Below are 22936 nucleotides of genomic sequence, written 5' to 3'. Positions count from 1 at the left end.
ATCAGCTCGGCACGGCCACCTGCAGGCCGGACACGCCAGCACTCGGGATGCCGATGCGCTGCACGGAGCCGTCGAGGCCGAGCCGCATCATGAAGTAGTCGTCCCCGCTGAACATCCTGACCACGAGCGCCTCGTCGCCGACCCAGGCCATCTGGGTCCAGAACCCGCCGACCGTGCGGCGCGGCAGGACGGCCTCGAAGGTGACGACCTCCTTGCCGGTGGCCGCGTCGAGCACCGTGATGGTCGGCGAGCCGTTGCCGTCGGCCTCCGCGCTGATGCCGACCACGTAGGCACCGCCGGCGCTGAACGGCCCGAGCCGGTGGTCGCAGGTGGTCCACACAGGGTCGCCGTCGCGGGCGATGGCGTCCACGACACCGAAGCAGGTCCCCTGCGGTCGGAACTCGGTGATCCCCGCGACGACGCCGAGCGAGGGGGAGGCCGCGTCGGCCTGCAGCAGGCCCTGCACCTCGACCGGCTGCCCGCCGCCGGCGACGAAGGTCTTGGTGTCGCCGAGGTCGTACATCGCCCGCACCGCCACCGCCTCGTCCGAGACGAAGCCGACGGGTATCACCGTCTCGGTCTCGGCCGACGGCGGGAACGTGGTCTCGACCCACTCCACCTGGCCGGCAGGGTCGGCGACGAAGACTCGCCAGCGGGTGCCGTCGTACTCCGACCAGCCGATCCTCCGCCCGTCCGGGCTCACGATGAGTCCGCCGGTGGGACTGCCACCGTCGTCGACCCGGAGGTCGGCGCCCAAGAACTCGATCGCGACCGGGGGCACGCCGGGCTGGTCGTTGAGAGCGACGCCGACGTAGCCGTCCAGGTAGGGCGTGATGGTGTCGTAGACGTGCGGCAGGTCGGTCGTGCCGTCGGGGGTGATGAGGCTGGGGGCGTCGACGTCCAGGAGCGGGACGGGGGTCTCCTCGACCACCTCGGCGCCGCGCGGGTCCACCATCACGGTGCTGCCCAGCTGCAGGGTCGGGGTCGGGCTCGGCGGCTGCGTCGCGGGTGGCACGTCGCTGCGCTGCCCGGAGCCGGTGGCGGAGAGGCCGAACGGGATCGCGATGGCGAGGACCGCGGCGACGGCCACTCCGGCCACCGCCGTTCGGCGGCGCTGGATGCGGCGAGCGCGGTGGCGTACGTCGGTGACGGTGAGGGGCGCGTGCTGGATCGAGTCGACCCTGCGGTGCAGGGCGTCGTGGACCTGGTCCTCGAGGGGAGTGTTGCTCATCGTGCGTCTCCGGTCTCGTGGGGGTTGAGGGAGCGGGGGGCGCGGGCCCGCAGCGCGGCGAGGGCGCGGCTGGCCTGGGACTTGACGGTGCCGGGGGAGATGCCCAGTTCCTCGGCGATCTCGGCCTCGCTGAGGTCCTCGTAGTAGCGCAGCACCACGACGGCCCGCTGCTTGGGCGGCAGGGTCTGGACGAAGGACCAGAGGGCCCCGCCCATCCCGTCGTCGTACGTGTCGGTGGTGCCGGTCTCCGGCATCGTGTCGGTCGAGTGCTCGCGGCGCTTCCATGCGCGGCGCCACAGCGAGTTGTTCTCGTTGACCATCACCCGCCGGACGTAGCCGTCGAGCGCCCCACGGTCCCGGATCCTGTCCCAGGACAGGTAGAGCTTGGCGAAGGCGTTCTGGAGGAGGTCCTCGGCGCCGGCGTGGTCGCCGGTGAGCAGGTACGCCGTCCGGTAGAGGGCGGGCTGACGAGCGGACATGTACGCCGAGAAGTCGGCGTCCTTGTCGGTGCGTCGGTCCTGGGAACCCATGTCGACGAGTGTCGCGCTCACCGTCCGCCTCCTGCCTGAACCCGATGCCCCGGAACGGGGCGTGTCGGGGTGAGGACGCGGCCGGGTCGACGGAGGTTGCATCTGTTTGGGAGGCTCGTGGCTCCCGACCTACACAGGAGACATCGCATGCAGCAGGTCAAGGCCGTCGTCGCACTCGCCCAGGGCGAGCCGGTGCAGCTCACCACCATCAACGTGCCCGACCCCGGGCCGGGCGAGGCCGTGGTGCAGGTCCAGGCCTGCGGGGTGTGCCACACCGACCTGCACTACCGCGAGGGCGGGATCAACGACGAGTTCCCCTTCCTGCTCGGCCACGAGGCCGCGGGCGTCGTGGAGAGCGTGGGCCCGGACGTCACCGGGCTGGCGCCGGGCGACTTCGTCGTCCTCAACTGGCGCGCGGTGTGCGGCGACTGCCGGGCCTGCAACCGCGGCGAGCCGCAGTACTGCTTTGCGACCCACAACGCCACCCAGAAGATGACGCTCGCCGAGGGCGACCTGGCCGGCACGGAGCTCTCGCCCGCACTCGGCATCGGCGCCTTCGCGGAGAAGACGCTCGTCGCCGCGGGCCAGTGCACCAAGGTCGACCCGTCGGCCCGTGCCGCGGCCGTCGGCCTGCTCGGGTGCGGCGTGATGGCCGGTCTCGGCGCGGCGATCAACACCGGCAACGTCGGGCGCGGCTCGACGGTCGCCGTCATCGGGTGCGGTGGCGTCGGCATGGCCGCGATCGCCGGCTCGGTGCTGGCCGGTGCGTCGAGGATCATAGCGGTCGACATCGACGACAAGAAGCTCGAGCTCGCGAAGAAGATGGGCGCGACGCACACGGTGAACTCGAAGGACGCAGACCCGGTCGAGGCGATCCGGTCGCTGACCCCGCCGCCGGACGCGACGGGTCACGAGGGTGGCGCCGACGTCGTCATCGATGCGGTCGGCCGCCCGGAGACGTGGAAGCAGGCGTTCTACGCCCGCGACCTGGCCGGCACCGTCGTCCTCGTCGGCGTGCCGACGCCGGACATGAAGATCCCCGAGATCCCGCTCATCGACGTCTTCGGACGCGGCGGCGCGCTGAAGTCGTCGTGGTACGGCGACTGCCTCCCGTCACGCGACTTCCCGATGCTCGTCGACCTCTACCAGCAGGGGCGGCTCGACCTGGACGCGTTCGTGACCGAGGAGATCAGCCTCGGCGACGTCGAGGCGGCCTTCGACAAGATGCACTCCGGCACCGTCCTGCGCTCGGTCGTGGTCCTGTGAGCGCACGTGTCGACCACGCCGTCGTCTCCGGGACCTTCAGCCTCGACGGCGAGACCCACGAGGTGGACAACAACGTGTGGGTGATCGGTGACGACGAGCAGTGCCTCGTCATCGACGCCCCGCACGACGTCGACGCGATCCTCCGCCTCGTCGGGGGCCGTGCGGTGAAGGCCATCGTGTGCACGCACGCGCACGACGACCACGTACGCGTCGCTCCGGCGCTGCGCGTGGCCACGGGCGCGCCGATCCTGCTGCACCCCGACGACCGTCCCCTGTGGGAGCTCACCCACGGCGGCGACGAGGAGGGGGCCGAACTGTGGGACGTCGACCTCTCTGACGGGATGACGCTGACCATCGGTGGCGCCGCGGTCACGGTGATCCACACGCCCGGCCACGCGCCCGGTGCGGTCTGCCTCTACGTCCACGACCTGGGCTGCGTCTTCACCGGCGACACCCTCTTCGAGGGCGGCCCGGGAGCGACCGGCCGGTCGTTCAGCGACTCCGACCTCATCGTGCGCTCGATCCGCTCGAAGCTCTTCGACCTCCCCGACGACACGGTCGTGCACACCGGCCACGGCCCGGACACCACGATCGGTGCGGAGAAGGCGAACCTGTGACCGACTTCGTCCCGCCGGACTTCGTGGCCCCGAGGGCTCTGGTGGCCGACGCGTTCCGGCTGGAGCCGCTGGGGCCGCAGCACAACGACTCCGACCTCGCCGCCTGGGGTTCGAGCATCGAGCACATCCGCTCGACGCCGGGCTACCCGGACGGGCGCTGGCCGCCCGTCGGCGGGATGTCCTCCGAGGCCAACCTCGGCGACCTGACCCGGCACGCGGCCGACTTCGAGGCACGCAAGGGGTTCACGTTCACCGTGCTCGACCCGGCCACGGACGAGGTCATCGGGTGCGTCTACCTCTACCCGACGAGGTCGACGGAGCACGACGTCGACGTGCAGTCGTGGGTACGCGCCGACCGGGCCGAGCTCGACGTACCCCTCGCGGACGCCGTGGCGGCGTGGCTCGAGGCGGACTGGCCGTGGGAGCGACCGGAGCGGCACGGCAGGTGAGCTCGTCCGTGGGTCGTGCCACCATGACGGGATGTCCGCCCGCCTGACCGCGCTCCTCGCGACGCTCGCGCTGGTCGCGTCGACCGCGGCGTGCAGCGGCGACGGTGCCGCGCCGGTCAAGGACGAGGAGGCGCGCAGCGCCGCGGCCAGCGCGACGCCCACGGTCCCACCGACCCCCTCGGAGGAGCTCGGGCTCGATGAGGGATGGGGCCCGGACCGCACCGAGCTCGACCGCGCGGCCCAGATCGTCGGCCGAATGCGGCTCCCCGACCTCGCGGGCCAGGTGATCGTCGCCGACTGGACCGGCACCCGGGCGCCGGTGGCGATGGTGCGGGACCTCCACCTCGGCGGAGTGATCGCGTTCGACTCCAACGTCGCCTCGGCCGCCCAGATCTCCGGTGTGAACGCCGCCCTCACCCGCCAGGTCAGGCGGAAGTGGCCGCTGTTCCTCGGCGTCGACCAGGAGGGTGGCGTCGTCGAGCGCCTGCGTCGCGCGGCCACCCGGTTCCCGACCTTCATGAGCGCCGGAGCGGCGGGCGACCCCACGCTCACGCGGCGGGCGTACGCCGCCAGCGGTGCCGAGCTGCGTGGGCTCGGGTTCACCGTCGACTTCGCGCCCGACGCCGACGTCACCTCCGGCCCGGGGGACCCCACGATCGGGTCCCGATCCCCTTCGTCGAGGCCGGCCACCGTGGCCGAGCACGTCGTCGCGGCGAGCACCGGGTTCGCGGAGTCCGGGGTGCTGCCGGTGATCAAGCACTTCCCCGGCCACGGGTCCGTGCCCGCCGACAGCCACCTGACCCTTCCCGTGCAGACCAAGTCGCTGAAGGACCTCGAGTCCTCCGACCTCGTGCCCTTCCGCGAGGCGGTCGAGGCCGGGCTGCCGTCGGTGATGGTCGGGCACATCGACGTCCGGGCGATCGACCCGCGCGTGCCTTCGTCGCTGTCGCGCAAGGTCGTGACCGGCCTGCTCCGCGACGAGCTCGGCTTCGACGGTCTCGTGGTGACCGACTCCCTCCGGATGGCCGGCGTCACCCGCGGTCGCCCGCCGGGCCGGGTCGCGGTCCAGGCGATGCGCGCCGGCGCCGACGTGCTGCTGATGCCGCAGTCGCCCGCGCTCGCGCGTACGGCCCTGGTCGAGGCCGTCAGGTCCGGGTCGCTCGCGCGCCGCCGGTTGGAGCAGTCCGCCGCGCGGCAGATCGCCCTCCTCACGCACCTCGCCGGGGCGAAGGGCAAGGCCGTCGGGTCGGCCCGCGCCGCCTCGCGCAGCCTTTCGGCAGCAGCCATCACCGTCACGGACGGGGCCTGCTCGGGAGCCCTGGTCGACACCACGGTCCACCCCTACGGCGACCCGGGCGCCGTCGCCACCTTCGCGGCCGCCGCCATCGGGGCCGGCCTCACCGTCCTCCAGCGCCGGCCACCGCCCGACCGTCTCGGCACCGCCGTTCCGCGGCCGGAGCGCAAGGCCAAGGAGGGCAAGCGGCACTACAAGTTGCGCGTGCGGGCCTGGAAGAAGGACGAGGCCGGGCGCGTACGCCGCCTCGGTGCCTGGAACGCCCGCGAGGACACCCGGCTCTCGGCCGGGACGGGCATCGGGTTCTCCGGCTTCCACGACGCGCCGGTCGACGGCGACGTCGCGGTGGCCACGGACAGCCCGTGGGTGCTCGGGCAGGTCGGTGCCCCCACCCGCATCGCGACCTACGGCGACACGGCCGGCGCGATGGAGGTGCTGGTCGACGTGCTGCTCGGCCGGGCCGCCGCGCCGGGTCGGCTCCCGGTCAAGGTGGCCGGCGTGTCCCGCGCCGGCTGCGGTCAGTAGGCCTCGCCCGTCAGCTCGACGCGCTCGAACCGACGGGCGGCGAGGTCGTCCGGTCGGATCCAGAACTGGAGCACGCCCTCGCCGAACTCATGACCGATGCCCGGGAGGCTGGACACCTCCAGCAGCAGGAGCCACTCCGCGGCGCGCGCGTCGCCCTCCACCTGGACGCAGGTGGGTGCCGCGAGCATGCGGTCCGGGGTGTTCACGTGGACGTACCCGGTCTCCGGGTTGCGGCTCGCCAGAGCGTGGCGCGAGCGCACCAGATCGATCGCCTCCTCGGGCAGGACGGCGCGCGACTGCCGGTCGGTGAGGGTCGCCTCGACCGAGTCGTGGACCGCGTCTCGCATCGCCCGTCCCGCGATGGCGTTCTCCTCCAGCAACGCGTGCCAGGCCTCGTTGCTCTCGTCGGCCGTCAGCGGCTCCTCCGGGGCGTGCTCGCGCGAGCGTGCCGCCCAGGTCGCGAGCTGTCCACGCAGTCGCTCCGCCGCGTCCTCGTCCACCCTGCCCATCGAGGGCCAGCGGACGGCGCGGTCGAGGTGGTGGGCCAGGTGGCCGATCGTGATCGTCACGGACCGCCAGTCGTGGGGGAAGGTGGCGAAGGGGCGTCCTCTCGGGAGCGTGACCTGGTCGACCACGGCCCCGAGTCCCTGCAGGGCGGTGGCGAGGTCGATCGACCCCGGCCACAGGCGCCCCTCGTCGTCGCCCGGATCTGCCACCGGGTCGACCGGTTCGTCGGCGGGTGTCCCCTCGACCAGGACCGGGGTGAAGCTCCACCGCGGGAGCAGCCGCGGCCAGTCCCCGTCGTCCTGGGGCCAGGTCCAGTGGCCGCGGTCGGAGTAGGCGCGCGGGAGAGCCGGAGGGGGTACGGCCTCGGGCCACGCCGCGGAGTCCCCCGGCGTCCAGAGGCACCGCCAGCGCCAGTGCTCGCCCCAGGCGAGGTCGAGGAAGACGTGAAGCACGCCGGTGTCCGGGAAGACTCCGAGTCGTGCCCCGCCTGGCAGTTCGTCGCAGGCGATCTGCACGAGGAACGACATGGCTCTTTCGGTGCCATCCGGAGCCGTGAAGGCCGGCCACACCATCCCGGGCGCCAGCCGCGGCCGGCCGCCCCAGTAGCTGCGGGCGTCCGCCCGTGGCGGCACGTGCTGCTGGAACAGGACCGCCTGGTCCCGGACCGCGTGCAGGGCTCGGGCAGTGACCGGCGGCCCCGGTGCCGCTGGCGCTGCTGCTGCCGCCTGCTCCGCAGCCAGCACCTCGGCCTCCCAGGTGCCGACGGAGTCGAGGGAGGCGGGCGGCGCGAGGGTCTCGAGCTCCTCGCGCTGCTGCTTGGCGTAGCGGTTCGTCGCCGCCAGCAGGACGGCAGCCACGATCGCGAGGAGGAGGAGCAGGGCAGGTCCCATGGTGGACATTGTGGGCCGCGCGCCGTCTCCGTGAGGTCAGAACGGCTCGACCAGCAGGGCCGTGCCCTGGCCCGCGACGCGGGTGAGCACCAGCGTGCCCTCGTGGTCGCCCTTGAGGGCCAGGCGCTTGCGGAGCTCCTCGGGCACGACCTGCACGCCGCGCTTCTTGATGGCGAGCCGGCCGATCCCGCGCTCGCGCAGCGCGGCCTTGAGCGGCTTCTCGCGGTAGGGGAGCTCCTCGAGCACGCGGTAGCCCCGGGCGAACGGCGTACGGAAGGAGTCGTCGCTCGTGACGTACGCGATGTGCGCGTCCACCAGTCCACCGCCGATGCCGGCCGCGACCGCGGTGACCAGCCCGGCCCGGATCACGGCGCCGTCGGGCTCGTAGAGGTACGCGCCGACCGGTCGGACCTCGGCTCCCGGGTCGTCGTCCTCGGTCAGGGTCGCGAGGCCGCCCTCGCCGATCACCGTGGCGCGGCGCTCGCACGTCGCGAGGCCGGGCGACCACAGGACCGCCTCCTTGACCTCGCCGGCGTCACTGACCCACTCCGCCTCGACGCCGGGCGGGACCAGGTCGTGGCCGATGCCGGGCGCCACCTTGACCAACGCGCGGCGGGTCAGGACGTCCAGCACCCAGGGCCACGGCGGTGTCCAGCCCTCCACGTCGAAGACCCGGCCGCGGCCTCCTCGCCGTGCCGGGTCGGCGAAGGCGGCGTCGAACCCGCCGGTGTCGATCGTGGTCGCGTCGCCCACGAGCACCGCGCCCGCGAGTCCGAGCGCGGCCAGGTTGGCCTCGGCCATCGCGACCCGTACGGGGTCCTGGTCGATCCCGGCGGCGATCAGCCCGGCCCGGGCGAAGGCCAGGAGGTCGCCGCCGATCCCGCATCCCAGGTCGATGACGCTCCCGCCGGGGATCGCGGCCGCGAGGCGGGCCGCCCGGTGGTCGGCCACGCGGGTGCGGGTCGCCTGCTCGAGCGCGTCCGGGGTGAAGAACATGACGGGCGCGGCACTGCCGAACTTCGCCACTGCCTTCGCGCGCAGCTGCGCCTGCGTGGTGGCCGCGGCCGCCTTCTCGGCGTCGGGCTCGAGGCGGCGTACGACGCTGGCGACCCGCACCGGGTCGCCCGGGTGGTCGGCCCACGCCTGGCTCGCGTGGACGAGGAGGCGCTCGCCCTCATTCGTGCGCAGCCAGTCCAGCGTCTCGATCTCCACGCGCGCATCCTGTCAGGCGGACCGGCCGCGACCGCCGCTAGCACTCGGTGGGTCAGAGTGCTAGCGTCAGTTCTGGCACTCTCGCCCCGAGAGCGCCAATGCCCGAGGCCCCGGCGCGACCCCCGCGACGGCGTGCCGACCAGGTCCCGGGCCCACGTCAGCCAAGAAATCTCGTGAAGAGAAAGTGGAGGTTGATCCGAAGTGTCGGTCAACATCAAGCCCCTCGAGGACCGCATCGTCGTCCAGGCGATCGAAGCCGAGCAGACCACCGCCTCCGGCCTGGTCATCCCGGACACCGCCAAGGAGAAGCCCCAGGAGGGCTCGGTCGTGGCGATCGGCCCCGGTCGCATCGACGACAACGGCAACCGCGTCCCGATCGACGTCGCCATCGGCGACAAGGTCATCTACAGCAAGTACGGCGGCACCGAGGTGAAGTACTCCGGTCAGGAGTACCTCATCCTCTCTGCCCGCGACATCCTCGCCGTCGTTTCCTGATCTCCTCGCCCGGAACGTCATACGGACGGGGCAATCGCTTGCGCCCTCCGTATGACGTCCGGGCGAACCCCTTTCACCCCTTTCCTAGGAGCACATAGATGCCCAAGATCCTGGAGTTCGACGAGAACGCCCGGCGCGCCCTCGAGCGCGGCGTCGACGCCCTCGCCAACGCCGTCAAGGTGACGCTCGGCCCCAAGGGCCGCTACGTCGTCCTCGACAAGAAGTGGGGCGCCCCCACGATCACCAACGACGGGGTGACCGTCGCTCGCGAGATCGAGCTCGACGACCCCTTCGAGAACCTCGGTGCCCAGCTCACCAAGGAGGTGGCCACCAAGACCAACGACGTCGCCGGTGACGGCACCACCACCGCCACCGTGCTCGCCCAGGCCATGGTCCACGAGGGCCTGCGCGCCGTCGCGGCCGGCGCCAACCCGATGGGTCTCAAGCGCGGCATGGACGCTGCGGCCGAGGCCGTCGGCGACGCGCTGCGCGAGGCCGCCCGCGAGGTCGAGTCGCGCGAGGACATGGCGTCCGTCGCCACGATCTCCAGCCGCGACAGCATCATCGGTGACCTGCTCGCCCAGGCCTTCGACAAGGTCGGCAAGGACGGCGTGATCACGGTCGAGGAGTCCAACACCATGGGCACCGAGCTCGAGTTCACCGAGGGCATGCAGTTCGACAAGGGCTACATCTCGGCCTACTTCGTCTCCGACCCGGAGTCGATGGAGTCCGTCCTCGACGACCCGTACATCCTTCTGCACCAGGGCAAGATCTCCTCGATCCAGGAGCTGCTCCCGCTGCTGGAGAAGGTCATCGGGACCGGCAAGCCGCTCTTCATCCTCGCCGAGGACGTCGACGGCGAGGCGCTCTCGACCCTGGTCGTCAACAAGATCCGCGGCACCTTCAACGTCGCCGCCGTCAAGGCCCCGGCCTTCGGTGACCGCCGCAAGGCGATGATGCAGGACATCGCGACCCTCACCGGCGCGCAGGTCGTCGCCCCCGAGGTCGGGCTCAAGCTCGACCAGGTGGGCCTCGAGGTCCTGGGCCAGGCCCGCCGCGTGGTCATCACCAAGGACCACACGACGATCGTCGACGGTGCCGGCGACAGCAGCGCTGTCGAGGGCCGCGTCAACCAGATCAAGGCCGAGATCGAGAACACCGACTCCGACTGGGACCGCGAGAAGCTCCAGGAGCGCCTCGCCAAGCTCGCCGGCGGTGTCTGCGTGATCAAGGTCGGCGCCGCCACCGAGGTGGAGCTCAAGGAGAAGAAGCACCGCATCGAGGACGCCGTCTCCGCGACGCGCGCCGCGATCGAGGAGGGCATCGTCCCCGGCGGTGGCTCCGCGCTCATCCACGCCGTCTCGGTGCTCGACGGCGACCTCGGCCTCACCGGCGACGAGGCCTACGGCGTACGCGTGGTCCGCAAGGCGTGCGACGAGCCGCTGCGCTGGATCGCCGAGAACGGTGGCGTCAACGGCTACGTCGTGACCGCCAAGGTCCGCGAGCTCGGTGTCGGCAACGGCTACAACGCTGCCGACGACACCTACGGCGACCTGGTCGCCCAGGGCGTCCTCGACCCGGTCAAGGTCACCCGCTCGGCGCTCGTCAACGCGACCTCCATCGCCGCGATGCTGCTCACGACGGAGACGCTGATCGTCGAGAAGCCCGAGGACGACGAGTCGGCTGCTGCCGGCGGCGGCCACGGGCACGGCCACGGCCACTGATCCACCCGCTCCACACGACAGGCCCGCACCGGTTCGCCGGTGCGGGCCTGTCGCACGTCCGGCCATCTGCGCCACAGATGTGACGAGCCCGAAACCCGTCGGTCGACGTCCCGAAACAACGCGCGGGCACGCTGGCGACATGTTGTGGAGAGTGCGGACGACGCTGGACGACCGACCCGGTGCCCTGGCCGAGCTGACCACCGCCTGCGGCTCGGCCGGGGTGAACATCCTCGGCCTGCACGTCTTCCCGGGCGTCGACCGGGTGACCGACGAGCTGGTGCTGCGTACGCCCGACGACTGGGACCTCGCCGATCTCGCGAACCTCGTCGAGCGCTCCGGCGGGACCCGCGTCAGCGTGCTCCCGTGCACCGAGGCCGCCCTGGCCGACCAGCCCACCCGCTACGTGCTGGCCGCGCGGACGATCCTCGCCGAGCCCGCCGGCTTCCCCGACGTCGTGGCGCACCTCTTCGACGCCGAGGCGGACCCGTCGGGCTCGGGCCTCGGGCCGCTGATGGACGCCATGGACCTCGAGATCGGTGACGTCGTCGTGCAGCTGCGGCGTACGGCTCCGTTCACCGCTGCCGAGCACGCCCGCGGCACGGCCCTGGCCGAGCTCGTGGCCGACGTCCTCGCCGCCGCGGCGCCCGCGGCCGTGCCGGAGCCGTTGCCGGCCGGCGACCAGGCGCCGGTGTACGACGTCCGCGAGGGCGAGGTGCGCGCCGCGGTGGGCGGCACCGTCGTCGGGTCGGCGACCTGGCGGGCCGACGACGAGCGCGCCTGGCACGTCGAGCTCGCCGTGGATCCTGCGTGGCGACGGCGCGGCATCGGGTCGAAGCTCCTGCTCGAGACGGCGCGAGCCGCGCGGTCGTACGACGTCGACGACATCGTGGTGCGCACGGCCGCGGACAACCCGGCCGTGCTCCCACTGATCCTCGGCACCGGTCTCCGCGGCCGGATCCGGATGGGCGACGACGAGCTCACCGTACGGATCCCGGTGCGGCGCCTCGCGTCGGTCTGAGTCCGTCAGCGGATGATCTCGCCCAGGTGGGTCTCGGCTCCGCTCCTGCCGAACATCGAGTCCAGGCCTCCCGCCGGCTCGTTCCACAGGAACTGGTCTCCCGGAGTCGGGCCGGACCCGACCGCCCAGGCGGAGTGCCCCTCGCTGAGCCGGAGCAGCCGGCCGTCCTCGAAGTCGTAGACGTAGGTGCCGCCGGTCGCCCGGCCGTACGCCACGAGGGACAGGTAGTCGCCGCCCGCGATCAGCTGACCTCCATCGACCCCGTTGTCCTGGATCGTGACGACGGGATCGCCCTCGGTGGTGACCACCTGGATGCGGTCGTCGCGCACGCCGTCCTCGTAGGTGCCGCAGTACTGCGTGAGGGCGATGCGCTCGCCCTCGGCGTCGAAGCCGAGCAGGTTGCACCGTTCGCCGAGCCTCGGGTCGAACGACGTCTCCTCGCCCGACGCCAGGTCGCGCACGTGCACCCGCCCGGCAGCGCCGTTGGCGGAGCCGGTGTAGACCAAGGAACCGTCGCCACTGAAGCCGATCGCTCCGACGCGCAGCCCCTCGTCGCGGACATCGGTGGGGTCGGTGGGCGAGACCGACCACAGGTCGAACGTGTCACCGTCAGCGTTGGCGTCGTCGGCCTCGCCGTCCGGTCCCATCGGCCACCCGCCCTCCGGGATCTGTCCCTGAGTCGCCGGGACCAGCACGTACAGGCGGCCGTCAGGTCCCATGGTCGGCAGCCGGTCGCCCCAGCCCCGTCCCGGCAGGGAGGACCACGAGGTCGTTGACCAGCGTCGTGAGTCCCGGTCGAAGACATGGACCAGGGGGTCGTCGGACGCGCCGTTCGTCGTCCTACCGTCGTCGGGGCTCAGCAGGACCAGCCGGTCCTCGCCCAGCTCCACGGCCCACAGTTGGGCCTGTCCGACGTCCAGCTGCGGCAGCCAGTCCTTCTCTCCGGTCGCGGGGTCCATGAGGGCGAACCGGGGGAAGAGCTGGTCGCGCCGAGGCCCGTCCCGAAAGAGGACCAACCCGTCGTCGGTGACGCCGTCGAAGTACTGGCCGTTGTCGGCGTCGAGGTCGTCGTTGGTGTACGACGTCAGCTCGCGGTAGTCCTGCCCCTCGACGGCCGGCCGGGCATCGGTCAGCCGGATGCTCGGACCGGCGACCTCGGGCACGCCGGCGGCAGCCAGGTCGGCGGGACTGGGGTTGAACCACGACAACGACGCGAGGGTGATCGCGCCCGCGGCCAGCGCCGTACCTCCCACGATCCCGGCGCGGCGTACGCGCACACGGCGCCGCCCGGCACCCAGCAGCGCCTCGACGTCGCCCCGGTCCTGGGGCGGGTGGCTGCTCGCATCGCGCATCAGCTCGCGCAGGTCGTTCACCATGAGACGGCTCCTTCGGCCAGCTCGCCGAACGGCGAGTCCTCGAACATGGACCGGAGCGAGAACAGTGCGCGGGAGGTCTGGCTCTTGACCGTGCCCTCCGTGCAGCCGAGCAGGGCGGCGGTGTCGGCGACCGACAGGTCCTCGAAGTAGCGCAGCACCACGCACGCCCGCTGCCGTGGCGGCAGGTCGGCGAGCACCGACATCAGCGCCGCTCGGGTCGACACCGCGGTCGCCACGTCCTCGTCGGATGCCACCGTGGGGTCGGCCGCCCGCGGACGCTCGGTGCTCGAGCGCCGCCGTACGTGGTCGAGGTAAGCACTGACCACCGCCTTGCGCGCATAGGCGAGCTCGCCGCCGTTGCGCTCCAGCCGCGGCCACCGGACGTACACCCGGACCAGGCCTTCTTGCACGAAGTCGGACGCCTGGTCCCAGTCGCCGCACAGCAGGTACGCCGTGCGCCGCAGCCGGTCGCGTGCCGATTGCGCGAACTCGACGAACGCCGCCTCGTCACGCATGTTCTTGCTCCATGTACGTCCGAACGGGATGAGGGCCCCCGGAGGTTGCATGGGGGCGCCGCATCACCGGCCCCAGATCGTCCGGTACGGCGTCGTGCAGTCGACGTCGACCTTGACCGGGTCGACCGAGTTGAGGTGGTAGATCCGGTAGCGGTCGCACGCGGTCACGACGAACTCGTACTTGCGGATCAGCGAGCTCTCGATGGGCCGGGTGCCGAGTTCGCTCCACGTGTTGATGTAGCTCGCCTCGACGAACCACGTCGGCGGGTTGTTGCCGGTGAGCACCGAGCGGAGGTCGTCGAGGCCGGGGTCGAGGGTCCGCATCGGCAGCGACCAGAGATAGGGGTACGGCGATGCAGCGTGCGTCGACCACTGGATGTCGGCGCGGCCTCCGTAGACGAGGACCCGGTCGCCGGGCTGGGCGATCGCGTCGAGCGCCTCGCCCGTGCGCACCTCGACGGGCACCCGTCCGCCGACCCACGCGCCGGTCCACCCCACGAGCGCCACCACGCTGGACGCGACGACGAAGGCGATGGCGGCGGGGTTGACGCGGTCGCGGGTGCCGCGCACGCGGTCGTTGCTGAGCAGCAGGGCGAGAGCCAGCGCCAGCGGCGGGACCAGGACGAAGAGGTAGGGCATCCAGTAGCTGCCGCTGACCGCGACCCCGACCAGGTCGACCCCGAGCATCACCACGACGGCCACCACCGGCACGGCGTCGAGGCGCAGCATGCCGGGGAGCTGGGCGAGGAAGCAGACCACCAGGAGGAGCATCCCGACGCCGATGAAGACGAGCAGGAGCACCCAGATCCGGCCGGTCGCGCCCTCGGCGTTCTGCGTCGCGATGATCCGGCTGGCGTCGGAGCGGAAGCTGACGGAGACGTACCAGAGCGCCTCGAGGCGTACGCCGGCCACGAGTGCCCAGACCACGACGGCCGCCACCGGCACCGCCGCGCCGGCGATCGCTGCGAGCGCGCACCGGGAGGTCGCCCGCCACGGGAGCTGCCGGGCGAGGACCGACCCGACGAGCAGGACGCCGCCGAACACCAGCCCGCCCACGATGCTCTGCTTGAGGCCGACGGCGAGCATCGCGAGGAATCCCGCCCAGAAGGCGTCCGCGGGGGACATCCGGCGTACGGCCCGCAGCGACAGCCAGCACGAGGCCATCACGAGCGGGATGCCGAGGAGCTCGCCCTTGACGGCCACCGGGTCGATCTGGGCGTTGGAGACCAGCCCCGCGGTCGCGACCGCGACCCATGCGGTGGTCCGGCGCACGGCGGCGGGGTCGACCAGGCCCGCGCGACGGGCGATCTCCCGAGTGGCCGCCGCGGCCGCGAGCACCAGGAGTGCGCAGCCCACCGCGCCGACCAGTCGGTGGGTGTACGCGCCGCCGACGGCGTCGGTCGCCTGCATCAGCCAGATGATCGGGGGCGGGCGGTCCACGAAGTAGTGGCCGTAGACCGAGTCGGCCTCGGGCCGCCACGCGCGGGCGACCAGCAGGAACCCCGCCTCGTCGGGTCGCAGCGGCCACAGCAGGGAGGGGAACCGGGCGACGAAGGCGACGACGGCCGAGAGCCAGACGACCCGCGACATCCCCATGGCGACACTGTCTCAGAGCACCCGCAACGCGCCCGTAGAATGAGCGCGTGGAGATCCCCGAGAAGTTTGCTGCGCTGGGCCTCACCTACGACGACGTGCTGCTGCTGCCGGGGGAGTCGGACCTCGCGCCCAGCGACATCGACACCACCACGCGCCTGACACGCGAGATCTCGATCCGGGTGCCGCTGATCAGTGCGGCGATGGACACGGTCACCGAGTCGCGGATGGCGATCGCGATGGCGCGCGAGGGCGGCATCGGCGTGCTGCACCGCAACCTCTCGATCGAGGACCAGGCCCGCCAGGTCGACCTCGTCAAGCGCACCCAGACCGGGATCATCTCCAACCCCGTCACGATCGGCCCCGACGCGACGCTCGAGGACCTCGACCGGCTCTGCGGCGAGTACCGGGTCTCCGGCCTCCCCGTCGTCGACGTCGACAACCACCTGCTCGGCATCATCACCAACCGCGACCTGCGCTTCACGCCGGTTGCCGAGTGGGCGACCACCAAGGTCACCGAGGTGATGACGAGCGAGGGGCTGATCACCGGCGCCATCGGCATCTCCCGCGAGGACGCGACCACCCTGCTGCGGGCCCACAAGCGCGAGCGGCTGCCGCTCATCGACGACGAGGGGCGTCTCGGCGGGCTGATCACCGTCAAGGACTTCGTCAAGGGTGAGCAGTTCCCCCACGCCTCGTACGACGCCGACGGCCGACTGCTCGTCGGCGCGGCCATCGGCTACTTCGGCGACGCCTGGGAGCGGGCCACGACGCTGGTCGAGGCCGGCGTCGACGTCCTGGTCGCCGACACCGCGCACGGCCACGTCCACCTGCTGCTCGACATGGTCAAGCGGCTCAAGACCGACCCCGCCACGAAGCACGTCCAGGTCATCGGCGGCAACGTCGCGACCCGCGAGGGCGCGCAGGCGTTCGTCGATGCGGGCGCCGACGCGGTCAAGGTCGGCGTCGGACCCGGCTCTATCTGCACCACCCGCGTCGTCACCGGGGTCGGCGTGCCGCAGGTGACCGCGGTCTACGAGGCGTCGCTGGCCACGAAGCCGGCCGGCGTCCCGCTGATCGCCGACGGCGGCATGAAGCACTCCGGCGAGATCGCCAAGGCGCTGGTCGCCGGCGCCGACGCCGTGATGGTCGGCTCGATGCTGGCCGGGTGCGAGGAGTCGCCCGGCGACGTCGTCTTCGTCAACGGCAAGCAGTTCAAGTCCTACCGCGGGATGGGCTCGCTCGGCGCGATGAGCAGCCGCGGCAAGAAGTCGTACTCCAAGGACCGCTACTTCCAGGCCGAGGTCGCCAGTGACGACAAGATCGTCCCGGAGGGCATCGAGGGCCAGGTCGCCTACCGCGGCCCGCTGTCCGCGGTCGCCCACCAGCTCGTCGGCGGGCTCAACCAGTCGATGTTCTACGTCGGCGCCCGCACCATCCCCGAGCTGCAGGACAAGGGCCGGTTCGTCCGGATCACGTCGGCCTCGCTCAAGGAGAGCCACCCCCACGGCGTCCAGATGACCGTCGAGGCGCCCAACTACTCCGGCAGCTGACGCCGCGACGTCAGGGCGTGAAGCCTGCCCGGGTCTGGGACGACACTCCGGCGAGGGCAGACGCGGGGCGGGTCAACAGGCGGGCGCGCGCCTGTCCGGCCACCACGAACATCCCGGCGTTGTGCCGGGTGACCAGTCCGGGAGACCGTGTCGGGTCGTGCTCGGCCCGGAGATCGACCGATACCCGGGCGCGCTGGCCCGGCACGGCGGCACGGACGACGACCCTGCCGCTCACGTCGACGACGGCGACATGCAGTCGCCCCGAGAGCTCGCCGACCGCCGGTGAGGCGTACGGCGACCACTCGCCGTCGAGCAGCTCAGGTCGGGTCCACCGGCGATCGTCGAGCGTACGGACTCCGAGCCGGCCGTCGGCGCCGACCTGGTGCAGGTAGGTCGTGCCGCCGGCCACGGTGAGCGCGGGGGTCGAGGTGATCGACCCGGTGGCTCCCCGGAGGCGCACGAGGCGTCCGCTCTCCAGGGGCTTGGCGTACGTCGTCCCGGCGCGGCCGACCGCCACGATCCACGTACGGCCGTCGCTGTCAGCGCCGAGGACGGGGGCGGTGTGCGTGGCCCACGAGCTCGGCCTGCCGACCCGGACGGGACGGCTCCACCGGCCACTGACCGCGAAGCGACGGGTGGTGAGGGTGCCGGTCGACGAGACGGTCGCGAGCACAGGGCGTCCCGAGCGGGTCAGGGCGAGGGAGGGGCTCGCGGTCGGGGCGGATGCCCCGACGTCGCGCAGGCGCAGCCGGCCCTCGCGCAGCCGGCCGGCCAGGACCCGCCCGTCGCGAGTGGTGGCGGCCAGCCAGGGCATCCCCGACCGGTCGAGCGCGAGCGCGGGCGCCGCCAACGGCGAGAAGGTGCGGCGCGGACCGGCGACCCGGAGGGGCCGTCCGGGTCGCGAGAGCCAGAGGGTGCCCCGGTCGTCGACGCGGGCCGTCGACGACTCGCCCAGCCTGTCGGGGACGGACACGATCGGGCGGTCCGACCCGAGCAGCGGCGACGGCGCGACGTCGCCGACGTGCAGGTAGCGGAAGTCGCCGACCGGGACCGTACGGCTGCCGTAGCCCCCGGGCACGGAGTGGTTGTACTCCTCGATGGTCACCGTGCCGGGTCCGATGGCGCTCACCCAGGCGACGTGGCCGGCGCGGCCCTCGTCGGACTGTGCGACCGCGCCGATCGCCGGCACGTCGTCGACCCGGATGCCCACGGCCCGGGCGGCCTCGTCCCAGGCACGCGCGTCACCCCAGTGCTGTCCGAGGTAGGAGTTGCTGAAGGCCACGCCGCCCCGCTCGCGGAGGCGCCACGCGGCGAAGCTCGTGCAGTTGCGCAGCACGAACCCCCACGAGTCGCCGATCGAGCCGTTGATCGACCACACCCGGCTCGCGCACGTCGGGCGCGGCCCGCGCGGGTCGTACGTGTGGCCCGTCACCGGGTCGAACACCGGCGGTGGCGGGGGAGGGGGCGGTGCCGGTGGCTCGACGGGAGCGGGCGGTTCGCCGGGCTTCGGCGGGGCCGGTGTCGGTGTCGGTGTCGGCGGGGGCGTGGGCTCGACGATCGGTGCCTGCGGCACGATCGGGCACTGTCCCTGCCACGCCCACGGGTAGTCGTCGGAGGCCTGGGCGGCGGGCGCGACCACGCCGAGCAGCCCGCCTGCGATGCAGACGGCCGCCAGGGCGCGCGCGACCAGACCTGTGTTCCCCACCCGGTCACGGTAGGGAGGAGTCCAGGCGTGCGTGGAGCTTTCGCGAATCTGTTCACGAGCCGTTTGCGACGCTCACTGCCACGGCGCCAGCAGGCGGGCGAGCGTCTCGCGGTCGTGCAGGCCATCGGTCGGGCGCGGCCGGTCCGGCGTCGAAGGTCCTGCCGCGTCCAGGACCCGGCGCACGTCCGCAGCCACCTCGGGGGACAGCACGCGTCGATCGTCGTCGAGCAGAGCGGTCGCCCGCAGGAAGACGCGGAACAGGTCGGCGTCCAGCCCGGCCGCCCGCTCGAGCTCCGCGGCCGTGAACGCGTGATCCTCAGGGATCTCGACGGCGGGCGCGTTGGAGGGGATGGAGCGTCCGGCGAGGCCGGCGCTCAGCTGCCGGGAGGCCGTCACGTCGGTGGCCGCGCACTCCCGGTAGACCACCGCCAGGACGCGGTCCCGCCACGCCTCGAAGGCCAGCGCGACGTCGTCCTTGTCCTCGTGGGCGGCCAACACGTCGGCGAGGTGCCCGGCTGCCATCAGCCCCATCGAGACGCCGCGGCCGCGGGTCGGATTCGTGGTCGCAAGAGCGTCCCCGAGCTGCGACAGACCCCGGACCACGGGCTCGCCGTCGGCGACCAGGCTCCGCATCCGGTTGTCGAAGGCGCCGAGGCAGAAGACGTCCGTGGTCGGCTCCAGCACCTCGCGCCAGGCGGCGAAGGCGTCGTTGGCGCCGAGCACGGCGTCGTACGCCCCGGCGTGGCGCAGCGTCTTGAGGACCGGGTCGTCGTCATGCGCGGCGAGGGCGACCATGGCTGTGCCGCTGTCACCGAGGAACATGAGCTGCACGTGACAGGCGAACCGGTGGACGTCGGCGAACCCGACGTTGAGCGGGGGTCGCCCGCCAGTGACGCGGTAGTGCCGGCTGTAGTAGCGCGCGATGCTCTCGTCGTGGCGCTCGGGCTGGACGATGCCGGCCGCACGGAGCCATCCGGACACGGGTGAGCGCCGTCCTCCGGCGTCCACGACCAGATCACCGGTCATCGCGCTGCCGTCGGCCAGTCCCAGGCCGAGCACCCGGGGCAGGGCCTTCCCGCTCCCGAGGACGAGCCCGGTGGCCCGCGCCTCCACGAGTCGGACCGCGGAGCGGTCGAGTGCCCGGGCCAGCGCCCGGTCGGTGACGTGGCGCCGCATCCGCGCAGAGGTGACGTCGTCGTCGCCCGGTCGACCTCCGTCGTGAAGGGAAGGAGGCACCATGGCGGCAAGCGGCACCTCCTCGACCCCGGCGTCGAGCAGCGCGGCCCAGACGTCGGGCAGCCGGGTGGTGAGCTCGACGCGGGTGCGGGACATGAAGCCGTGGGCGTGGACCGCGTGCGGGGCACCGGCTCGGTGGGTCACGTCGTCGTCACGCAGGCGGCTGTGCTCGGCGTCGACGACCGTGACCTGCCATCCGGAGCGTTCCAGCAGCAGGGCAGTCGCGGCGCCGATCATCGAGCCTCCGAGCACGACGGCGTGCGGCACGCGCGCACCGTAACCCCGTACAGGTTCTCGCGGGAACGGGCAGTCTGGGCGGTCCAGCCCAGCCGATACGCTGCCCAGGTGACCGAGATCGAGATCGGCCGTGCCAAGCGCGGTCGCCGCGCCTACTCCTTCGACGACATCGCGATCGTGCCCTCGCGGCGCACCCGCGACCCCGAGGAGGTCAGCACCGCCTGGCAGATCGACGCCTACCGCTTCGACATCCCGGTCCTCGCCGCACCGATGGACTCGGTGATGTCGCCGTCGACCGCGATCGCGCTCGGCCAGATGGGCGGCCTGGGCGTCCTCAACCTCGAGGGACTCTGGACGAGGTACGACGACCCGACGGGGCTGCTCGAGGAGGTCGCGGGCCTCCAGGGCTCCGACGCCACGCGCCGGATGCAGGAGATCTACACCGAGCCGATCAAGCCCGAGCTCATCACGGCCCGCCTCAAGGAGGTGCGCGCCGCCGGCGTGACGGTGGCCGGCTCGCTGTCGCCGCAGCGCACCAAGGAGCACGTCAAGGCCGTCGTCGACGCGGGCGTCGACATGTTCATCATCCGCGGCACCACCGTGAGCGCCGAGCACGTCAGCAGCCAGTCCGAGCCGCTGAACCTCAAGGAGTTCATCTACGAGCTCGACGTCCCCGTGATCGTCGGCGGGTGCGCGACCTACCAGGCCGCGCTGCACCTGATGCGTACGGGCGCCGCCGGCGTGCTGGTCGGCTTCGGGGGCGGGGCCGCCCACACGACGCGCACCGTCCTCGGCGTCGCGGTCCCGATGGCCAGTGCGGTGGCCGACGTCGCCGCCGCCCGCCGCGACTACCTCGACGAGTCGGGCGGTCGCTACGTCCACGTCATCGCCGACGGCTCGATCGGCAGCTCGGGCGACATCGCCAAGGCGATCGCCTGCGGTGCCGACGCCGTGATGATCGGCTCGCCGCTGGCGCGGGCCACCGAGGCCCCCGGCCGCGGCTACCACTGGGGGAGCGAGGCCACCCACGCCCAGCTGCCCCGCGGCGAGCGGGTCGGCTTCGACCCGGTCGGGTCGCTGGAGGAGATCATGTTCGGCCCGTCCCGCGTCGCCGACGGCACGATGAACCTGATCGGCGCCCTCAGGCGCGCGATGGCCACCACCGGCTACACAGAGCTCAAGGAGTTCCAGCGCATCGAGGTCGTGGTGCAGGCATGACGATCGCCAGGGCCCTCGACGCCGACCAGCGCGCCGACGCGCTCGAGCAGCTCGGGGCCGGTGAGCTCGACGTCCTCGTCGTCGGCGGCGGCATCGTCGGCGTCGGTGCGGCCCTCGACGCGGTGACCCGCGGCCTCAGGGTCGGGCTGGTGGAGCAGCGCGACCTCGCCTCCGGGACGTCGTCGCGCTCGTCCAAGCTGGTCCACGGCGGCCTGCGGTACCTGGAGATGTTCGACTTCGCGCTGGTCAAGGAGGCGCTCGAGGAGCGCGGCCTGCTGCTCACGCGGCTCGCGCCCCACCTCGTACGACCGGTCCCGTTCCTCTACCCGCTCCAGCACGCGTGGGAGCGCCCCTACGTCGGCGCCGGGGTCGCGCTCTACGACGGCATGGCGATGACCGGCAAGTACGACATGGGCGTGCCGAAGCACAAGCACATCTTCCGCAAGCAGCTGGCGCGGATGGCGCCCGACATCAGGACCGACGACCTGCACGGCGCGATCCGCTACTACGACTGTCAGGTCGACGACGCCCGGCTCGTGATGACGATCGCCCGTACGGCCGCCAACAACGGCGCCCACGTCGCGACGCGCACCAAGGTCACCGCCTTCCTGCGCGAGGGCGACCGCGTCGTCGGTGCACGCGTACGCGACCTCGAGGGCGATCGCGACATCGAGGTCCGGGCCAAGGTGGTCATCAACGCCGCCGGCGTCTGGACCGACGAGGTGCAGGACCTCATCGGCGGCCAGGCGCAGCTCGACGTCGACGCCAGCAAGGGCATCCACATCGTCGTGCCCAAGGACCGGATCCGCTCCGAGTGCGGCTTCATCACCAAGACCGAGAAGTCCGTGCTCTTCGTCATCCCGTGGGACCAGTTCTGGATCATCGGGACCACGGACACCCCGTGGGACCTCGACCTGGCCCACCCGGCGGCGAGCCGGGCCGACATCGACTACGTCCTCGGCCACGTGAACCGGTTGCTCAAGGACCCGCTCGACCAGCGCGACGTCGTCGGCGTGTACGCCGGGCTCCGGCCGCTCCTCAAGCCGATGCGCAAGGAGGGCGAGATGGGGGAGACCACCAAGCTCTCCCGCGAGCACACGGTCGCCAACCCCGTGCCTGGCCTCGTGCTGGTGGCCGGCGGCAAGCTGACGACGTACCGCGTGATGGCCCGCGACGCCGTCGACCACGCGCTCAGTCGCTCGGAGGGCGCCTTCGACCCGATACCTCAGTCCATCACCGACCGCGTTCCGCTGATGGGCGCGTGGGGCTTCGAGGCGCGCAGCAACCAGCGGGTCGCGCTCAGCCGCTCGTCGGGCATCGACATCGGCATGGTCGACCACCTGCTCGGCCGCTACGGCGGGCTCGTCGACGAGGTGCTCGCGCTGGTGCACGAGCGACCCGACCTGGCCGAGCCGCTGCCCGGCGCCGAGCACTACCTGCAGGTGGAGGTGCTCTATGCCGTCACCCACGAGGGGGCGCGCCACCTCGACGACGTCCTGGCCCGGCGGACGCGTGTGTCGATCGAGACCTTCGACCGCGGCATCGCCGCCGCCCGCCCGGCCGCCGAGCTGATGGCCGAGGCCCTCGGCTGGGACGGGGCGCAGCTCGAGGACGAGGTCGACCACTACCTCCGGCGGGTCGAGGCCGAGCGGCAGAGCCAGCTGATGCCGACCGACCAGGAGGCCGACGAGGCCCGGGTCAAGGCGCCCGACATCGTCTGAGCGAGCCGTTTGACAAATGTCACA

At 72.5% G+C, this 22936-nt stretch carries 19 protein-coding genes; 10 read left to right on the top strand and 9 right to left on the bottom strand.

What is annotated here, in order from left to right; all coding sequences use genetic code 11:
* Nucleotide 1: 1 nt before the first annotated feature.
* Both EUA94_RS07495 and EUA94_RS07490 read right to left on the bottom strand, forming a co-directional pair.
* On the bottom strand, nucleotides 2–1231 hold the full coding sequence (locus tag EUA94_RS07495) for a hypothetical protein (protein WP_129426260.1): 1230 nt from the start codon (nucleotides 1229–1231) through the stop codon (nucleotides 2–4).
* On the bottom strand, nucleotides 1228–1782 hold the full coding sequence (locus EUA94_RS07490; RefSeq protein ID WP_242494723.1) for a SigE family RNA polymerase sigma factor: 555 nt from the start codon (nucleotides 1780–1782) through the stop codon (nucleotides 1228–1230). Before EUA94_RS07490 ends, EUA94_RS07495 begins: the two co-directional genes overlap by 4 nt.
* A 126-nt stretch (nucleotides 1783–1908) precedes the next feature.
* Between EUA94_RS07490 and EUA94_RS07485 the strand changes: the two genes are divergently transcribed.
* The 4 genes from EUA94_RS07485 to EUA94_RS07470 are packed head-to-tail and all read left to right on the top strand — an operon-like array spanning nucleotide 1909 to nucleotide 5912.
* On the top strand, nucleotides 1909–3027 hold the full coding sequence (locus EUA94_RS07485; RefSeq protein WP_129426259.1) for an S-(hydroxymethyl)mycothiol dehydrogenase: 1119 nt from the start codon (nucleotides 1909–1911) through the stop codon (nucleotides 3025–3027).
* Nucleotides 3024–3644 carry an MBL fold metallo-hydrolase gene (locus EUA94_RS07480; protein WP_129426258.1) on the top strand — a complete coding sequence of 207 codons (621 nt, stop codon included), beginning with the start codon at nucleotides 3024–3026 and terminating at the stop codon, nucleotides 3642–3644. The genes EUA94_RS07485 and EUA94_RS07480 overlap by 4 nt, the downstream gene beginning before the upstream one ends.
* On the top strand, nucleotides 3641–4093 hold the full coding sequence (locus EUA94_RS07475; RefSeq protein WP_129426256.1) for a GNAT family N-acetyltransferase: 453 nt from the start codon (nucleotides 3641–3643) through the stop codon (nucleotides 4091–4093). Before EUA94_RS07480 ends, EUA94_RS07475 begins: the two co-directional genes overlap by 4 nt.
* A 31-nt stretch (nucleotides 4094–4124) precedes the next feature.
* Nucleotides 4125–5912: a glycoside hydrolase family 3 protein gene (locus EUA94_RS07470; RefSeq protein WP_129426254.1), complete on the top strand. Its 1788-nt coding sequence runs from the start codon at nucleotides 4125–4127 to the stop codon at nucleotides 5910–5912.
* Here the strand turns inward: EUA94_RS07470 and EUA94_RS07465 are convergent.
* Complete coding sequence (locus EUA94_RS07465; protein WP_165356836.1) at nucleotides 5906–7309, bottom strand: DUF1963 domain-containing protein; 1404 nt, start codon at nucleotides 7307–7309, stop codon at nucleotides 5906–5908. The two genes, EUA94_RS07470 and EUA94_RS07465, sit on opposite strands and share 7 nt — an antisense overlap.
* Before the next feature lie 36 nt (nucleotides 7310–7345).
* Nucleotides 7346–8521, bottom strand: a complete 1176-nt coding sequence (locus EUA94_RS07460; protein ID WP_129426252.1) for a class I SAM-dependent methyltransferase — start codon at nucleotides 8519–8521, stop codon at nucleotides 7346–7348.
* A 201-nt stretch (nucleotides 8522–8722) separates the two neighbouring features.
* On the opposite strand from EUA94_RS07460, the gene groES reads away from it, so the two are divergent.
* The 3 genes from groES to EUA94_RS07445 all read left to right on the top strand — a co-directional run bounded on the left by groES (nucleotide 8723) and on the right by EUA94_RS07445 (nucleotide 11758).
* Nucleotides 8723–9016, top strand: a complete 294-nt coding sequence (groES, locus tag EUA94_RS07455; protein WP_129426251.1) for a co-chaperone GroES — start codon at nucleotides 8723–8725, stop codon at nucleotides 9014–9016.
* A gap of 98 nt (nucleotides 9017–9114) precedes the next feature.
* A complete protein-coding gene (gene groL, locus EUA94_RS07450) occupies nucleotides 9115–10740 on the top strand; it encodes a chaperonin GroEL (RefSeq protein ID WP_129426249.1) in 1626 nt (541 codons plus the stop codon).
* A 139-nt stretch (nucleotides 10741–10879) separates the two neighbouring features.
* Nucleotides 10880–11758 carry a GNAT family N-acetyltransferase gene (locus EUA94_RS07445; RefSeq protein ID WP_129426247.1) on the top strand — a complete coding sequence of 293 codons (879 nt, stop codon included), beginning with the start codon at nucleotides 10880–10882 and terminating at the stop codon, nucleotides 11756–11758.
* A gap of 5 nt (nucleotides 11759–11763) precedes the next feature.
* On the opposite strand, the gene EUA94_RS07440 is transcribed toward EUA94_RS07445, so the two are convergent.
* The 3 genes from EUA94_RS07440 to EUA94_RS07430 form a co-directional block, all read right to left on the bottom strand.
* Nucleotides 11764–13134, bottom strand: a complete 1371-nt coding sequence (locus tag EUA94_RS07440; RefSeq protein ID WP_129426245.1) for a WD40 repeat domain-containing protein — start codon at nucleotides 13132–13134, stop codon at nucleotides 11764–11766.
* Nucleotides 13128–13649, bottom strand: coding sequence for a SigE family RNA polymerase sigma factor (locus tag EUA94_RS07435; protein WP_129426243.1), 522 nt, complete (start codon nucleotides 13647–13649; stop codon nucleotides 13128–13130). The genes EUA94_RS07440 and EUA94_RS07435 overlap by 7 nt, the downstream gene beginning before the upstream one ends.
* A 63-nt stretch (nucleotides 13650–13712) precedes the next feature.
* Complete coding sequence (locus EUA94_RS07430; RefSeq protein ID WP_129426241.1) at nucleotides 13713–15245, bottom strand: hypothetical protein; 1533 nt, start codon at nucleotides 15243–15245, stop codon at nucleotides 13713–13715.
* A 47-nt stretch (nucleotides 15246–15292) separates the two neighbouring features.
* On the opposite strand from EUA94_RS07430, the gene guaB reads away from it, so the two are divergent.
* Nucleotides 15293–16795 carry an IMP dehydrogenase gene (guaB, locus tag EUA94_RS07425; RefSeq protein WP_129426239.1) on the top strand — a complete coding sequence of 501 codons (1503 nt, stop codon included), beginning with the start codon at nucleotides 15293–15295 and terminating at the stop codon, nucleotides 16793–16795.
* 10 nt (nucleotides 16796–16805) lie between these two features.
* On the opposite strand, the gene EUA94_RS07420 is transcribed toward guaB, so the two are convergent.
* Together EUA94_RS07420 and EUA94_RS07415 are read right to left on the bottom strand one after the other, a co-directional pair.
* Nucleotides 16806–18500: a CHAP domain-containing protein gene (locus EUA94_RS07420; protein ID WP_129426237.1), complete on the bottom strand. Its 1695-nt coding sequence runs from the start codon at nucleotides 18498–18500 to the stop codon at nucleotides 16806–16808.
* Between the two features lie 72 nt (nucleotides 18501–18572).
* Complete coding sequence (locus EUA94_RS07415; protein WP_129426235.1) at nucleotides 18573–20003, bottom strand: FAD-dependent oxidoreductase; 1431 nt, start codon at nucleotides 20001–20003, stop codon at nucleotides 18573–18575.
* Between the two features lie 78 nt (nucleotides 20004–20081).
* On the opposite strand from EUA94_RS07415, the gene EUA94_RS07410 reads away from it, so the two are divergent.
* Entirely contained in the window at nucleotides 20082–21191 is a 1110-nt protein-coding gene (locus EUA94_RS07410) for a GuaB3 family IMP dehydrogenase-related protein (protein WP_129426233.1), read from the top strand.
* Nucleotides 21188–22912 carry a glycerol-3-phosphate dehydrogenase/oxidase gene (locus EUA94_RS07405; RefSeq protein WP_129426231.1) on the top strand — a complete coding sequence of 575 codons (1725 nt, stop codon included), beginning with the start codon at nucleotides 21188–21190 and terminating at the stop codon, nucleotides 22910–22912. Before EUA94_RS07410 ends, EUA94_RS07405 begins: the two co-directional genes overlap by 4 nt.
* Nucleotides 22913–22936: the final 24 nt, after the last annotated feature.

Source organism: Nocardioides zhouii (assembly GCF_004137345.1).
GTDB lineage: Bacteria > Actinomycetota > Actinomycetes > Propionibacteriales > Nocardioidaceae > Nocardioides > Nocardioides zhouii.
Note: the sequence above shows the minus strand (reverse complement) of the source record. Positions and strands in the feature narration are given on the sequence as shown.